General features: G+C 38.3%; 15 protein-coding genes. 9 read left to right on the top strand and 6 right to left on the bottom strand.

What is annotated here, in order from left to right:
* Positions 1–164 precede the first annotated feature (164 nt).
* The 3 genes from AC1DFT_RS10700 to AC1DFT_RS10710 all read left to right on the top strand — a co-directional run bounded on the left by AC1DFT_RS10700 (position 165) and on the right by AC1DFT_RS10710 (position 2,913).
* Positions 165–614, top strand: a complete 450-nt coding sequence (locus tag AC1DFT_RS10700) for an Rrf2 family transcriptional regulator (RefSeq protein ID WP_477919184.1) — start codon at positions 165–167, stop codon at positions 612–614.
* Between the two features lie 38 nt (positions 615–652).
* On the top strand, positions 653–1,582 hold the full coding sequence (locus AC1DFT_RS10705) for a manganese-dependent inorganic pyrophosphatase (RefSeq protein ID WP_477919185.1): 930 nt from the start codon (positions 653–655) through the stop codon (positions 1,580–1,582).
* Between the two features lie 677 nt (positions 1,583–2,259).
* Positions 2,260–2,913, top strand: a complete 654-nt coding sequence (locus AC1DFT_RS10710; RefSeq protein ID WP_477919186.1) for a DsbA family oxidoreductase — start codon at positions 2,260–2,262, stop codon at positions 2,911–2,913.
* Between the two features lie 68 nt (positions 2,914–2,981).
* On the opposite strand, the gene AC1DFT_RS10715 is transcribed toward AC1DFT_RS10710, so the two are convergent.
* Complete coding sequence (locus tag AC1DFT_RS10715; RefSeq protein ID WP_477919187.1) at positions 2,982–3,335, bottom strand: DUF2500 domain-containing protein; 354 nt, start codon at positions 3,333–3,335, stop codon at positions 2,982–2,984.
* 101 nt (positions 3,336–3,436) lie between these two features.
* On the opposite strand from AC1DFT_RS10715, the gene AC1DFT_RS10720 reads away from it, so the two are divergent.
* The 4 genes from AC1DFT_RS10720 to AC1DFT_RS10735 all read left to right on the top strand — a co-directional run bounded on the left by AC1DFT_RS10720 (position 3,437) and on the right by AC1DFT_RS10735 (position 9,106).
* Positions 3,437–4,972: an FAD-dependent oxidoreductase gene (locus AC1DFT_RS10720; protein WP_477919188.1), complete on the top strand. Its 1,536-nt coding sequence runs from the start codon at positions 3,437–3,439 to the stop codon at positions 4,970–4,972.
* A 114-nt stretch (positions 4,973–5,086) separates the two neighbouring features.
* The gene (locus tag AC1DFT_RS10725) at positions 5,087–5,548 is read left to right on the top strand and encodes a PadR family transcriptional regulator (RefSeq protein WP_477919189.1); all 462 of its coding nucleotides are present in this window, start codon (positions 5,087–5,089) and stop codon (positions 5,546–5,548) included.
* A gap of 14 nt (positions 5,549–5,562) precedes the next feature.
* Entirely contained in the window at positions 5,563–7,305 is a 1,743-nt protein-coding gene (locus tag AC1DFT_RS10730; RefSeq protein ID WP_477919190.1) for an ABC transporter ATP-binding protein, read from the top strand.
* Entirely contained in the window at positions 7,298–9,106 is a 1,809-nt protein-coding gene (locus AC1DFT_RS10735) for an ABC transporter ATP-binding protein (RefSeq protein WP_477919191.1), read from the top strand. The genes AC1DFT_RS10730 and AC1DFT_RS10735 overlap by 8 nt, the downstream gene beginning before the upstream one ends.
* A 124-nt stretch (positions 9,107–9,230) precedes the next feature.
* On the opposite strand, the gene AC1DFT_RS10740 is transcribed toward AC1DFT_RS10735, so the two are convergent.
* The 5 genes from AC1DFT_RS10740 to AC1DFT_RS10760 all read right to left on the bottom strand — a co-directional run bounded on the left by AC1DFT_RS10740 (position 9,231) and on the right by AC1DFT_RS10760 (position 14,083).
* Entirely contained in the window at positions 9,231–9,515 is a 285-nt protein-coding gene (locus AC1DFT_RS10740) for a hypothetical protein (protein WP_477919192.1), read from the bottom strand.
* A gap of 178 nt (positions 9,516–9,693) precedes the next feature.
* Positions 9,694–10,866, bottom strand: coding sequence for an amidohydrolase (locus AC1DFT_RS10745; protein WP_477919201.1), 1,173 nt, complete (start codon positions 10,864–10,866; stop codon positions 9,694–9,696).
* Between the two features lie 2 nt (positions 10,867–10,868).
* Positions 10,869–12,101 (bottom strand): allantoate amidohydrolase, encoded by a 1,233-nt coding sequence (locus tag AC1DFT_RS10750; RefSeq protein WP_477919193.1) that lies wholly within the window; start codon positions 12,099–12,101, stop codon positions 10,869–10,871.
* 82 nt (positions 12,102–12,183) lie between these two features.
* Positions 12,184–13,371 (bottom strand): hypothetical protein, encoded by a 1,188-nt coding sequence (locus AC1DFT_RS10755; RefSeq protein ID WP_477919194.1) that lies wholly within the window; start codon positions 13,369–13,371, stop codon positions 12,184–12,186.
* 184 nt (positions 13,372–13,555) lie between these two features.
* Positions 13,556–14,083 carry a YceI family protein gene (locus AC1DFT_RS10760; protein WP_477919195.1) on the bottom strand — a complete coding sequence of 176 codons (528 nt, stop codon included), beginning with the start codon at positions 14,081–14,083 and terminating at the stop codon, positions 13,556–13,558.
* Between the two features lie 252 nt (positions 14,084–14,335).
* Between AC1DFT_RS10760 and AC1DFT_RS10765 the strand changes: the two genes are divergently transcribed.
* Together AC1DFT_RS10765 and murB are read left to right on the top strand one after the other, a co-directional pair.
* Complete coding sequence (locus tag AC1DFT_RS10765) at positions 14,336–14,641, top strand: winged helix-turn-helix transcriptional regulator (RefSeq protein ID WP_142608809.1); 306 nt, start codon at positions 14,336–14,338, stop codon at positions 14,639–14,641.
* Between the two features lie 78 nt (positions 14,642–14,719).
* The gene (murB, locus tag AC1DFT_RS10770; protein WP_477919196.1) at positions 14,720–15,640 is read left to right on the top strand and encodes a UDP-N-acetylmuramate dehydrogenase; all 921 of its coding nucleotides are present in this window, start codon (positions 14,720–14,722) and stop codon (positions 15,638–15,640) included.
* The last annotated feature ends 443 nt before the right edge of the window (positions 15,641–16,083 follow it).

Raw genomic sequence — 16,083 nt, forward strand, 5'->3', positions numbered from 1 at the left:
ACGTCCTTTTTTGTTTTGTTATTTACACTTATTACGATACTCCTCAATTTTCTTTAAAGCAATATATAAAATACATCTTTAAATGACCTTTAATAATTCAGACACATTTCTTTCACGAGTTTGTCAAAAACGTTATAATGAGAAGGTAGAATGGCGGTGTCAAAATGAGATTAACAATGTATACAGACTTCTCTTTAAGAGTGTTAATATATCTCGGAACAAAAGAAAAAAAGGAACTTTCCACGATTCAAGCTATTTCAGATGCATATGGTATTTCTAAAAACCATTTGATGAAAGTAACACATGAGTTAGGAAAGCTCGGTTATATAGAAACGATTCGAGGTCGAGGTGGCGGTATTCGTTTAGCGAAGAAACCAGAAGATATTGTTATAGGGCAGGTAGTTAGAAAGACAGAGGATGACTTCCATTTAGTTGAATGTTTCGATTGTAAAACAAATACATGCGTCATATCGCCAGTTTGTGGCTTGAAAGGTGCATTGAATCGTGCTTTATTTGCTTATTTAAAAGTGTTGGATGAATACACGCTAGCAGATTTTTTACTTCAAAAACATCAATTAGCGAATTTACTTTTCAATGAGCAGCAAGATGTATGATAAAATAAATGCGGATATCGTTATTAGGAGGATTACTCATGGAAAAAGTATTAGTTTTCGGACATAAAAACCCAGATACAGACACAATAACATCGGCAATTGTATATGCACATTTAAAAAATGCAATCGGTGTAGAAGCAGAAGCGGTACGTTTAGGTGAAGTAAACAATGAAACAAAATTCGCTTTAGAAAAATTCGGATTCGAAGCACCAAGATTAATTGAAAACGTAGCGACAGAAGCGAAAAAAGTAATTTTAGTCGATCACAATGAAAAACAACAAAGCGCAGACGGTATCGAAGAAGTACATGTAACCGAAGTAATCGACCATCACCGTATTGCAAACTTCGAAACGGCTGAGCCTTTATACTACCGTGCTGAGCCAGTAGGATGTACTGCAACTATTTTAAATAAAATCTATAAAGAAAAAGGCATTGAAATCCCATCAAGTATTGCAGGATTAATGCTTTCTGCAATTGTTTCAGATTCATTATTATTCAAATCACCAACATGCACAGAAGAAGATATCGTAGCAGCACGTGAGCTAGAAAAAATTGCTGGTGTAAATGTAGAAGAGTATGGACTAGCTATGCTAAAAGCAGGAGCAGACTTAAGTGATAAAAGTTTAGAAGATTTGCTTTCACTAGACGCAAAAGAATTTAGCATGGGCGACCATAAAGTAGTGATTGCACAAGTAAACGCAGTGGACGTAAACGATGTAATGGGTCGCCAAGCAGAACTGGAAGATCTAATTCATCGTGCGATCGAAGAACAAGAATTAGATCTATTCTTCTTTGTCGTAACAGATATTTTAAATAACGACTCTGTAGCACTAGCACTTGGGAAATTAGCGTTAAAAGCAGAAGCTGCTTTCGGAGTAAACTTTGAAAACAACACAGCGCTACTTAAAGGTGTCGTTTCTCGTAAAAAACAAGTAGTACCAGCATTAACTGAAGCATTAGCAAATTAATCGATAGACTTCCTGACTTTTACCAGTCGGAAGTCTTTTTATATTAGGATTTAAAGAAATGAGAATATATTACTGTTTAGAGATAATGCGTCATAAAAAGGTAACCACTTGCCTTCGCGCTTGCCGCACCTTGCATGGGCCAACTCGTGCTGCACAAGAGTATGTCTCATACTTCGGCTCATGCGGCTTAGGCAACGCTACGGCAAATGTAACCTCCCTATTTATTTGGAGATGATTGTCTAATAAAAATGCACAACATTGCAATCGTCTCACCCCAAGTAAAGAGCTATTTTAAGAATTGATTGCTTTCATTGGCAATCTGGTTGCTTTCGTTCGGATTTGGTTGCTCTCACGCTGATTTAGTTGCTTTCCGAACAGAATTGGTTGCTTTCAATGACCAATTGGTTGCTCTTAGCCATCTTCTGGTATCTCTTATTCGAAAATTGGCGAAAATTCTTTTTTTTACTAGTCGATACTAGATAAATCAGCATTTTCCATTGATTTTCGCTGCAGGCGTCGACTACAGCGAAAATCATAGCTGTTACTAGTCAATGTACTACGAAGCATTATTCCTAAGTTGTACCAAATTACTATTACAAGCAAAGTACTTTTTGCTTTCAGGCAATTATTTTGAAATCAAAACAAACACACTTTACAATGAACGAGAGGTGATGGAGATGAAAATTGAAGTATGGTCCGATTTCGTATGTCCGTTTTGTTATATCGGGAAAAGAAGATTAGAAGAAGCATTACAAGAAACAGGTTTTGCTGATCAAGCAGAAGTAGAATTTAAAAGCTTTGAGCTAGATCCAAATTCACCAAAAACATCGGATAAATCGATGGTTGAAGTGCTTGCGGAAAAATACGGCCAAAGTGTAGAAGCTGCAAAACAAATGACTGCAGGTGTTGCAGAACAAGCAAAAACAGTTGGTTTAGATTATAATTTCGACGCGATGAAACCAGCAAATACTTTAGATGCACACCGTCTAGTGAAATGGGCATCAGAGCAAGGAAAAGCGAAAGAAGCAAATGAGTTATTGTTGCACTCTTACTTCATTGAAGCAAAAGAAATCGGCAAGCATGAGGTGTTACTAGACTTGATCGAGTCACTATATCTATCTAGGGAAGAAGCGAAAAAAGTGTTGAATTCTGATGCTTATTTAACAGAGGTTCGATTAGATATTGCTAGAGCTGGCCAAATTGGCGTTCGCGGCGTGCCATTTTTCGTGTTAAATGATAAGTACGCAATTTCTGGCGCACAACCATTAGAATCATTCGTAGGTGCGTTGAACAAAGTAGCGGAAGAAGAAGGTATTTCTCCTGCACAATGATGCTAGAGATAAGGTAACAGTCACAAAATAGAAAATCCTTTTTCCAAAATAATGGAAAGAGGATTTTTTTACTGTTTTCTTTCAAAACTTAGAAATCTAGTCCCTTGGAAGGTCAGAATACCAAGGTCATCCTCTGCAAGCATGCCGTATTCTTTCCCACTCATTTGAAGCTCTACGCGGTCTCCACTTTCCACTTGAAAGGTTACATAATAGGAAGTGGAAGCGGCACTTTCTCCTGAACCACCCCTTGTATTGGAACGTTTGGTTACTACTTGAGCGGGTATCGAAAGTTTAGGTGAGTTATTGTTTTTATTCCATTGGGCACCACTTTTTATAATGGTGAAAACAATAAAACCAGCTACTAAAAGAAAAAATAGAGCAAAAAACGGTGGCATTCCGCCAAAGAAACCGAAACTATCCATATAAATCACTCCTAAAGAAAAACTGTTTACTTTTATACGTTCCAACTTGAATAAAGTTTCACCAATAGATAGACAATAGAAGAAACAGGAGGGAATACAAAATGACTGAAAAAATTTTACCGAGTGAATCGCAATCATACTGGCGTGCCAATAAAGACTTTCCGCTTTTCCCAAAACTAAGTGAAGATATAGAAGCAGATATTGCCATTATTGGGGCAGGTCTTACTGGAATTACGGCAGCTTATTTACTAAGCCAAAGTGGTCGAAAAGTAGTAGTGGTAGAAGGAAGTAGAATATTAGAAGGGACGACTGGCTTTACAACAGCGAAAGTGACAGTCCAGCACGGTCCTATTTATCAGCAATTAATCGAAACTTTCGGAAGGGAACAAGCGGAGCTATATTATGAAGCAAACAATGAAGCCAAGAACTTCATGGAACAAACAATTCAACAATTAGGCATCAAATGTGATTTTGAAAAAGTAGATGCTTTTTTATATACAAATACAGATGATGGAGTAGAAATATTACGACAAGAACTGGATGCCTACCATAAGATTGGAATAGATGGAGGAACGTTAACAAAAGAAATAGGACTTCCATTTACTGTGAAGGAAGGCCTTAAACTTGAAAATCAAGGACAATTTCATCCATTGAAATATGCACTTGCATTGGTAGAGAAGGCGGAAGAAAATGGTGTGCAATTTTTCGAGAAATCACGTGCAAAATCCATTCATGGAAGCAATCGGGTGGAAATGATAGATGGCAATGAAATACGCGCAAAGAAAATATTAGTTTGCAGTCATTTTCCTTTCAACGATGAAGACGGACTTTATTTTACACGAATGTACTCCGAACGATCGTATGCAATCGCAACACTTGCAGAGGCAAACTATCCGAAAGGAATTTATATAAATGTAGAAAAGCCTACAAGATCGATACGAACAGCATTAGGCTCAGATGGCCGCAGATATTTGTTGCTAGGTGGGGAAGGACATATCACGGGAAGATTTCAAGGTGATACGAGCACCAACTATGATGCTCTAGCTGCATTTGGAAGAGAGCAGTTTAATGCGAAACAGTATGCCTATCGCTGGTCCGCACAGGATTTAGTCACATTAGATGGGGTTCCATATGTTGGACCAATGACATCAGGGCTTCAGGATGTACTAGTTGCAACAGGTTACGCCAAGTGGGGAATGACCAATAGTGCGGTCGCTGCCAAAATTTTGGTGGATAATGTGCTGGAAAAAGAAAACCGCTTTGCGGAACTTTACTCACCAACACGATCGAAAATGAAAAAAGAAGATATAAAAAGTTTCGCTAAAATTAATGCAAACGTCGCCAAAGAGTTGGTCAAAGGAAAAACCGAAAAAATCGACGTCGTCTTTCAAGATTTAAAAGCAGGATCCGGGGATATTATCAAACTAGACGGCCAAAAAGTAGGAGCTTATAAAGACGATTATGGAAAGATACATTTAGTTAAACCAGTATGCACACATCTAGGTTGCGATGTCGTATTCAACGACGCAGAAAGCTCTTGGGACTGCCCTTGTCATGGATCTAGATATACATATTCTGGAGATGTGATTGAAGGTCCTGCATATGAACCACTTGAAAAAATAGATATTGGAGAATGATTAGCTCGTTATAAAGGAGTTGGACGAATATTATTTTCGTCCGACTCCTTTACTATTGTTTTTATTCGATATATCGACTAAAATTATCGATATAGTTAGAAGGAGAGGATTCCAATGAAAAAGCGGAGAGGATTTATACAAATAGCCATTTTGCATTTGCTAAAGGAAGAGTCGATGCATGGTTATCAAATGATGAAAGAATTAGAAAATCGCTCCGGCGGTCTTTATTCAGCGAGTGCTGGAACTGTATATCCTGCGCTACAGGAATTGACCGAGAAGGACATGATAGGTTTAGATCCCGCGTCGGATAAAAAAACGTATGAGATAAAGGGAAAAGGGCATGCAAAACTAGAAGAATTCGCAAGTCGCAGAGAAGGAGACTTTTGGGATGAGTGGAAGGCACGCTGGGTTTGGCAAAACTCAGATGAAGCAACAGAGCTAAAGTCTGCGATGGATTTATGGGAAGCGGAAATACATAAAGCGATAAAACAGTCACGTAAAAACCCAGAAAAAACGTCCAAGTTAATAGAATTTGTGAAAGAAATAACCGAACGTTTACAAAGAGAAAATAGATAGAGAGGGGAAATGCTATGAGATCCCTAGGAAAATTATTTCCGTATATAAAGCCATATACACTATTTGCGATTTTAGCTCCTCTGTTAATGTGTGTGGAGGTGGCAATGGATTTACTCCAGCCAACTATTATGCAGCATATTATCGATGTAGGAATTGCAAATAATGATAATGCTTATGTCATTAAGCTTGGATTATTAATGCTATTAACCGCTTTTATCGGTTTGATAGGCGGGGCTGGTTGTACGATTTATAGTACGAAAGCAGCGGTAAACTTTGCGGCAGATATACGCCGAGATATTTTTAAAAAGACGGAGCAGTTTTCTAGTAAAAACACGGATACATTTGGAGCTGGAAAACTAATTACCATTGTAACGAATGATGTAACGGCGGTTCAACAAGCTTTAATGATGACATTGCGGATTTTTGTACGCGGCCCGCTATTATTTATCGGATCAGTAGCGATAGTTTGGTTTACAGCACGCGAGCTGTTCCCAGTATTATTAGTAGCGATACCGATTTTAATGGTTTGTATTTATTATTTTTCGGCTAGATCAGGACAGTTATTTGCAAAAGTCCAAAAAGCGATGGATCAGGTCAATACAAAACTTCAAGAAACGTTTGCGGGAATACGAGTGATTAAAGCATTCGACCGTCAAGATTATGAGATTAAAACGTTCCGAAAGGTAAATGATCTATTAACAAAGCGGAATATGTCTGCCGAACAAGTCATACTAACGCTAATGCCAATCATGCTATTTGTGGTGAATTTAGGTGTCGTTGCAGGCATGTGGATAGGTGCGATCAAAGTGAATGAAGAAACACTTCAAGTCGGCGTTATTTTAGCTTTCATCAATTACTTAAATATTATAATGAACGGACTAATGACGAGTAGTCATGTATTGATGCAAATTGTTCGGTCTTTTACTTCTGCTAATCGAATCGGGCAAGTGCTTGATACGGAAATCGATATTCAGGAGCCGGAAATACCTGCTTTGCTTCCGCAAGTAAAAGGAGAAGTGGAGTTTAAAGAGGTGTACTTTAGCTATAGTAAAAATGGAGAACACGTTCTGAAAAACATTTCATTCCGAGCGAAGGCTGGAGAGACGATTGGAATTATCGGCTCTACGGGTAGTGGAAAGTCAACGCTCGTTAAACTGATTCCAAGGCTGTACAATCCGGATTCGGGGTCTATTTTAATCGATGGAGTAAATATAAAGGAGTATCCACTTGGGAGATTAAGAGAAGCAATCGGTTTTGTTCCCCAAAAAGCGACTTTATTTTCAGGAGCAATTGAAGAGAACTTGCGCTATGGAAAAGAGCAGGCAAGTCTTTTGGAAATGGAAGGAGCAGCTAGATCTGCAGCGGCAATAGAGTTTATCGATAAATTAGAAGATAAATATGCTCATGAGCTTATGCAAGGGGCAACGAATCTATCTGGTGGGCAAAAACAACGTCTATCGATGGCCCGTGCCTTTATCCGTCAACCGAAAATCTTAATATTAGATGATTCCACCTCCGCCATCGATGCCTTGTCGGAAGCTTCCGTACAACAAGCATTACAACAAAATCACGCGGATGCAACGGTGTTCATCATTTCAGCCAAGGTTTCCTCAATCATCGAAGCAGATCAAATTCTCGTAATTGAAGATGGAATGCTGGAAGCGAGTGGTACACATACAGAGCTGCTAGAAAACAGCAGCGTTTATCGTGGTATTTACGAAACGCAAACGGGGAAGGAGGTCTATTCTTATGAATAAAACTTCCACAACAAATGCGATTGGCCGAGCACGTGGACCAAGAGGATTCAGCGGGCCAGTGGAAAAGGCGAGGGATAGAAAAGGTACGTTAAAACGTGTATGGCAGTACATGGAGAAACAAAAAATAGCGATGATTGCATCTGTTATTTTTGTCGTCATTTCTACCCTTTTGAATTTACTTGTACCATATATGATTGGTGTAATTATCGATCAATATATCATTCCAAATGATATGAATGGCACCCTTCGATTTTTACTCATACTAGCCATTGTCTATGTAGCTGCCTCCATTTTTACTTGGCTCCAAACATTTTTGATGGTGCGAGTATCACTGAAGACGATTCGAATCTTACGCCAAGATCTATTTAATAAGTTTCAAACATTGTCTTTGCGATTTTTTGATAAACGAACACATGGCGATTTGATGAGTCGTGTGACCAATGATATTGAAAGCTTGAATAATGCGCTTAGTCAAAGTGTGATTCAAATTATTTCCTCTATTTTAATGGTATCCGGTGTGACGATAGCGATGTTTTCACTTAATTGGATGCTTGCTATTGTATCTTTAGTGGTTATCCCATTAATCATTTTAACAACGAAAAAAATTATTAAATATAGCAGTAGTAACTTTATCAAAAGACAGCGTGATTTAGGGGAACTGAACGGCTTTATCGAAGAAGCCATTTCTGGAAATGAAGTCATTACTATTTTCGGACAGGAAGAAAAAACGTTCGCGAAGTTTTCAGTGGTGAATGAAAGACTAAGACATTCTGCAATGGCAGCCGATACGGTATCCGGCTTCTTAGGACCGATTAATAACTTCATCAATAACTTGGGACTTGTGCTAATCATTGGGGTTGGTGCCCTTATGACCGTGCAAGATATGGCAACAGTCGGTATTATTGCCGCATTCGTTACGTATTCCCGCCAATTTTTTCGTCCCATTAACCAACTATCCAGTCTATTAAACACATTCCAGTCTGCCATAGCTGGTGCGGAACGAGTATTTGAGATTATGGATGAAACACCAGATTTAACGGATAAAGAAGATGCAATGGAAGTAGACTCTTTCAAAGGAAATGTGACGTTTTCCAATGTAAACTTTGCATACGAAGATGGTAAACCAATCTTAAAGAACATTAGCTTCCAAGCAAAAGCAGGAGAAAAAATTGCATTAGTAGGTCCGACTGGTTCTGGAAAAACAACCATTATCAATTTATTAATGCGTTTTTATGACATCGATACCGGAGAAATTAAAATCGATGGGCGACCGATTAAAGACTACCAGATTAGTAAACTCCGCGAAAAAATAGGAATTGTGCTTCAAGACACATTCTTATTTTCCGGAACCATAATGGAAAATATCCGCTACGGTCGCCTAGAAGCGACGGACGAAGAAGTCATTGCCGCTGCCAAAATGGCTTCCGCACACCGTTTCATCAAGCATTTACCAGAGCGTTATGAAACACTTATTACCTCAGGCGGATCAAGCCTAAGCCAAGGACAGCGTCAGCTACTAGCAATTGCTCGAGCGATTTTAGCCGATTCCGATATACTAATTTTAGATGAAGCAACCTCAAGCATCGACACAAGAACCGAAATTGAAATTCAACAAGGACTGAATCGATTATCAGAAGGTAGAACAAGCTTCGTTATTGCCCATCGTTTAAAAACAATTGAAAATGCGGACCGGATATTAGTTATAAATCAAGGAGAACTGATCGAGTCTGGTTCACATGAAGAACTGTTGAAGCAAAAAGGTTTTTACGCTGAATTGTATGAGAGCCAGTTTAATATTTGAATGAAAAAATTGAAACACACCTGAATGATTTACAAAGTATACGAAGGTAATATTGAAATATATGAATAAATAAGAAAAAGTGGGAATAAAAACAATCGTGCGGAGTAACCTCTGCACGATTGTTTTAGAAAGATGAAGTTTTTGTTTCCTCTTGTGCACGTTTTTGTAAATCTAAAATAAGTGGGTCGACAGATGATTCTAGTAAGTTTGCTTGTTTTTGTTGCAAATCTAATCGCATTTTTTCTGTTTCCGCTAAAAAGTTGTTATACTTCAGTTTTTCTAGTTCAATTTCATCTTTTACAATTTCCGCTCTCGATTTATACGACTTTCGTAAATGTGTCGTCCAAATTGCAGAAAGTGGAATAGAAAAAATCATTACTACGGCAACTAGTCCTACAAATTCTCCCATCTAAAATTCCTCCTAGATCATTTTCTTAAGTATATACGAAAAGTGAATGAAATAGTTTCGGAAATAAAGGATTATTCTGAGCAACAATAAGTTTAGTTGGAAAAATCGTCACATTAGTTGGAAAACCACCCTAAAATGAAAAAAGCCCCCCGAAATATTTTCGGGGAAGCAACTACAATTATTTATTCAAATAAGCCCAAGCATATTGTGCATACAATTCTGCACCAGTTACAAGTGCATCTTCGTCGATATCGAAGTTCCCGTGGTGGTGGGCCCATTCGGTATCTTTTTCAGGGTTTCCACTTCCTACAAGGGCAAAACTTCCTGGAGCTTTCGTTAAATAAGCAGAGAAGTCTTCTGCGCCCATTGTTGGTTTTTCATCGTACACCGCGTCAGATCCAAATGCTTCTGCAGTAATTTGTTGCACGAGTTGTGCACTTTCTTCCTCATTCACTACTGTATCCGTACCGCGAATGTACTCCACTTCTGCAGTAGCACCGTAAACAGCAGCAACACTTTCCGCATATTGCGTGATGCTTTTCTCAATATGATTGCGCGTTTCTGGGTGGAATGTACGAACTGTTCCTTCGATTTCCGCATTTTCAGCGATTACATTAAATCGTGTTCCGACAACCATTTTCCCGATAGTAAGAACAGCAGGACTTTGTGGGTCGATCGTTCTAGAAACAACGGTTTGTACATTCATTACAAAGGAAGAAGCAACGATTGCAGCGTCGATACAATCTTCGGGCATCGCAGCATGTCCACCGCGTCCTTGGAATTTCACTTTGATAATATCTGCTGCGGCAAATGAGGGACCTGGTGAACAGGCTACTTTATTAGTTGGCATTTGAGACCAAATATGAATACCAAATACATTGTCAACGCCGTCCATTGCGCCTTGAGCAACGATTGCTTTTGCTCCAGCCGCTGCTTCCTCAGCCGGTTGGAATAAGAAACGTACATTACCTGGGAGTTGATCTTTTACATCGTTTAAAGCTTTCGCCGCTATTAATAACATAGAAGTATGTGCATCATGTCCACAAGCATGCATTTTTCCTTCCTCTTTTGATGCATAAGGTACATGGGTGTTCAGTTGTTGAATTGGAAGTGCGTCCATATCTGCTCTAAGTGCTACTGTTTTTCCACCTGGAACTGCTTGGATTTCAGCTATTACTCCAGTAGGCTCCGTTTTTCGGTACGGAATGCCAAGCTCGTCTAAATACGCACAAACGAAGGCAGTTGTTTTGAATTCTTCAAATGATAATTCGGGTTCACTATGCAGTTTACGGCGTAGCGCAGTTAGTTCTTCACTATTATTTATAATGGATTCTTTTATTTTTTGGTTAATCATCATTCATTTCCCTCCGTTAACTTTAAGGCTGTTTGAAATAAAATATTGGCACCGTTCACAAGATGTTTTGCATCCGACCATTCTTCTGGGCAATGACTAAGCCCGTCTTTACTTGGAATGAATATCATTCCACAAGCCGTAAAATCGGAAAAGACCATTGCATCATGTCCGGCACCACTGTTGATCGAGCAAAATGGGATATCCAACTCGCTACTCGTCTCCTTAAAAGTTGATCGAATATGTTCATCCATCTCTTTTGGCGAAATATATAATAATTGCTCAATAGAAGTTAGAGTGCCATTAGCGTTTTTGGAAGTAATTAGTTCCTTCACTTTTCGCACCGCATTTTGAACATGCAATTCTTTACTAGAACGTATATCTACTGAGAACACCACTTTATCTGGTATAACATTGGAGCCGTTTGGAAATACCTGTAGCTGTCCAGTAGTAATTACTGTTCCATTTCCTTCATCTAGCGCTAGTTGTGGGAAGGCAGAAATAATTTGTGCTGCTGCAACAAGAGCATCGGAGCGGCGATTCATCGGTGTGGTACCAGCATGTCCTGCTTTACCTTGAATTGTTACTTCTAATTGTGTTAATCCAACAATTGCTTCCACAATGCCAACTGGAATAGCTTTTTCTTCTAATATAGGACCTTGCTCGATATGAAGTTCAAGAAATGCTTTTATCGTTTTAGGATCACGGAATTTTTCTTGTGAAGGATCCAAGCCGATGCTTATCATTGCATCTTCGGCTAATACGCCGTCTTTATCTGCAAGTTCTTTAAAGTCTTCACTGGTCAATAAACCCATCATACCTCTAGAACCCATTAACCCACCGCCCCAGCGTGATCCTTCCTCTTCGACAAGTGCAATGATTTCAAGAGGGTATGCAGGCTTACAATTGTTCTCTTGGAATAAGGCCGCTACTTCTAATCCTATTACGACTCCTGCAGTGCCATCATATGCACCACCATTTGGAACGGAGTCAAAATGGGAGCCAACGATAACGGAAGGAGCGTTTGAAATCGTTCCTTCTAGCCTACCGAAAATGTTTCCAAATCCATCTTCTGAAACAGCAAGTCCATATTCAAGCATTTGGTCTTTAATGTAATTTCGAGCATCCAAATCTTCTTTCGAATAAGTAAGTCTCGTTACACCAACCCCAGGAGTAGCTGTAAATTGACTTAATAGTTCAATATGCTTTTCGATTCTTTGTTGATTGACAAACATACTATCGCTCCTATTCTTAATCTAGTTACAGCGTCTCGCTCCTGCGCAAAACTCGTCGCAGGAAAAGGCGCCTGTACTTTTCTTATAAGAATCCTACGAAAATACCTGCTAGTATTACAGAAACAATGGTTACACTTATAAATCCACCGACAAGCATTGGTGCAAGCATATGATCTGTCAATGCTTTACGTTCTTTTTCATCTTGTGTTAAAGAATTAATCACTTCATTCGTAATAATATAATCTGCTGGGAAGCCATATAATGCAGTTAAAGAAATTGCGAAAGCCATATTTTTGCTTACTTTTAACACTTTTCCTATGATGAAGGAGAAAATGTACATTCCGATAACACCTAATACGATTGTCCCGATTAAAGGATAAAGAATTTCAACGATCATAGATGGCGTAGCAGTTTTTAGACCATCAAATACGAATAACATTAAAACCATGACACATAATCCAAAACCATTTGCTTTTTGTAATACATGACGCTCCAAGAACCCAACGCTTTTCGCAATAATCCCAAACAATAAACAAAGAACATAAGGACTAACTGTCACGATTGGTGCTAATAATGTAGAAACAAGATAAGCAAGGAAGCCGACAAGAGCAAGGCGGAAAAATTTAAAGTATTCCGTATTATATTGTTTAGGCATTTTGCGGAACATTTTCAACTCTTCATCCGCTTCTTTTGATGAAGTGGATGCTTGTCCTGTTGAAGCTAGTTCTCCTTTGCGAAACTTTTCAAGCAGCGTTTTCCCTTCTTTTTTAAGTGCAATAGATGTTAACGGATAGCCAGCAAAGCCTTGCATCACATAAATCACGATTGCGAAAACGGAAAGAGTAGTTAAACCTGCGTTCGCAGCACCTTCTGACATAATTAGAGCAGAAACAATTCCTCCTACTAAAGGTGGAATAGCAACAATGATAGTTTCAACTCCAAATAAAAACGTTCCGATTCCAAATAGAGCAGCAATAATCCCTAAAATTCCAGCAAGAGAAATTAGAATCGTTTTCCATTGTTCTTTTAATTGCTGTATAGAAAGTAAGGTACCCATATTGGTAATGAGTAAGTAAATCATCATGGTAGCAACAACTGGTGGTACTCCGGCGGTTGATACAATGTCTTGTGGAAAGAATGTCCAGTATCCGATAAGAAATAGAACGGCAGATACAAAAACAGAAGGAATCCAAGCCTTTGTACGGGTAGAAATAAGGTCTCCTATAAGTAAAGCAGCGATAACGATAACTAGTGCAAGCATTTGGGACATAGTAGTTGTTCCTTTCTGATAATAAAGAATTGTCCATATAATATCATGATTAAGAAGTATATAATATATTTCAGAAAATTTAGTTTTTATAATTGGAAATGTAAGTGTTTACTTGTTTAAAGTGTTTTATTTTCAAATAAAAAAGCAACTCTGGAAGTCCAGAGTTGCTTTAGAGATAGTTGAATTATTGAGCTGGGTTTAACTGAAGTTCAACTGAGATTTTGATGTCGTCTCCAACTAATACGCCGCCAGTTTCTAACGCTTGGTTCCAAGTTAAACCGAATTCTTTACGACTGATTTTAGTTTCTGCATTGAATGCTACAACTTCTACGCCCCATGGGTTAGTACCTTTACCGCCATATTCCACTTCGAATGTTACTGGTTTCGTAACGTCTTTAATCGTCATATCGCCAGTTACATTGTATTCACCATCATCTGTTTTTTTGATGTCTGTAGCAACAAATTTGATATTTGGGAAAGTTTCAGTATCAAAGAAATCACCAGAACGTAAGTGGTTATCACGATCTTCATTATTAGTAGTGATTGATTTAACATCGATATCAAAGCTGATTGTTGCACCATTTAAATCTTCTGCATTTCCTTCTAAATTAGCAGTAAAGTTAGTGAAAGATCCTTTTACTTTTGAAACCATCATGTGTTTTACAGAAAAATCGATACTAGAATGTGCAGCGTCAAGATTGAATTTTGTCATTTTAATTTCCTCCTCAGGATTTCTTTTTTTTTAGTATAAAACACATTTGTTTTGAAATCAAGATGTTTAATTTCGAAACAAAAGAAAAACTTAATCAATTTTCTTTACCCATTATTTTAAGGTAACAAACCCTTAGTTACTTTATGTAACTAACTTTAGATTAATACAGAACTTACGTCAAGTAATTAAATTACTTATAATTTACAAAAAAATCATATAGGCGTATAATAACTAGTGATAGAGGTGAAACAGATGAAAGAAACGTTATTATGTCCACGTTTAGCGAAGGCAATGGAGTTGCTCGGAAAAAGATGGACTGCGTTAATTATTTTTCAATTAATTGATGGAGCGAAACGATTTAATGAAATCGAGTCGTCTCTTCCTATAAGTGGTCGATTACTTTCAGAGCGTTTAAAAGAGCTTGAAAAAGAAGGTTTAGTAGAAAGAACTGTCTTTTCGGAAGTTCCTGTTCGTGTGGAATATAATTTAACCGACAAAGGATATGCTCTAAAAGATGTAGTAGATGGAATTGAATCTTGGTCTAAAGAATGGTTCTAACAATTTTGCTTGAAAAATTAATTGTGGCAACGCATACTATGAAAGGGTATAGGTTAATGAAGAAAGGATTGGCTATTTTTGGCTAAACAACAATGGTATCAAGATTTAATAACAAAGCTAGATCCGAAGAACGTAAAAATAGATGAAGCATTGAATTTGCATACGATGACTCAAATGGGTGGTGTTGCAGATATATTTGTAACACCTGACACGGAAGATGAAGCTGCATTCATCGTTCAATATGCGTATAAAAATAATATTCCCTTATTACTATTAGGAAACGGATCTAATATGGTCGTTCGTGATGGTGGGGTGCGTGGTATTGTACTTCGTTTGGAAAAACTGAACAAAATCCTGATAAATGGTAACAGAGTGATTGCCGAAAGTGGAGCGGATATTATCGATGTTTCTAGAGCCGTTGCCAGTGAGACACTCTCAGGATTAGAGTTTGCTTGTGGTATACCGGGTTCAATCGGTGGTGCGATGGCGATGAATGCTGGTGCTTACGGCGGAGAAATTCAAGATGTAATCGTTCAAACGACTGTCTTAACACCGAGTGGTGAAAAGCTTGTTCTGTCAAAAGAGGCGCTTGAACTTGGTTATCGGAAAAGTATCATTACGAAAAAAGGGTATTATGTATTATCCGCTGAGTTTGAATTGGCGCCAGGTAATCAGGAAGAAATCGATGCTAAAATTGCGGACTTGACCTTCCAACGGGAATCCAAGCAACCACTGGAATATCCTTCAGCTGGTAGCGTGTTCAAACGCCCACCTGGTTATTTTGCAGGAAAACTTATTCAAGATAGTGGATTGCAAGGAAAAGGGTACGGCGGGGCAGAAGTTTCAACAAAGCATGCGGGTTTTATTGTGAATAAAAACAATGCAACTGCAACTGATTATATTAGCACGATTGAAATGGTAAAAGAAGCTGTAAAGAAAAACTTCGATGTAGAGTTAGAACTTGAAGTGAAGATAGTTGGAGAAAATGTGGACCTGTGAATATATATTCACAGGTTCTTTTTTTGTGGTTAGGGAATAATAAATTTGTTGGTAAAGGCACTCTAGAGATAATGCGCCGTAAAGAGTTGAATAAAGTGTCCGCCGCGAAAATCAATGGAAAATGCTGATTTCTCCAGCATCGACTAGTAAAAAAACAGAATCTTCGTCGATTTTCGAATGGGAAATACCAGAAAACGGATAAGAGCAACTAATTGGTCATTGAAAGCAACCAATTCTATTCGGAAAGCAACTAAATCAGCGTGAGAGCAACCAAATCCGAACGAAAGCAACCAGATTGCCAATGAAAGCAATCAATTCTTAAAATAGCTCTTTACTTGGGGCGAGACGATTGCAATGTTGTGCATTTTTATTGGACAATCATCTCTAAATAAATAGGGAGGTTACATTTGCCGTAGCGCTGCGGCAAGCGCGAAGGCTAGCTC

The organism is Psychrobacillus sp. 05T411 (assembly GCF_056396485.1).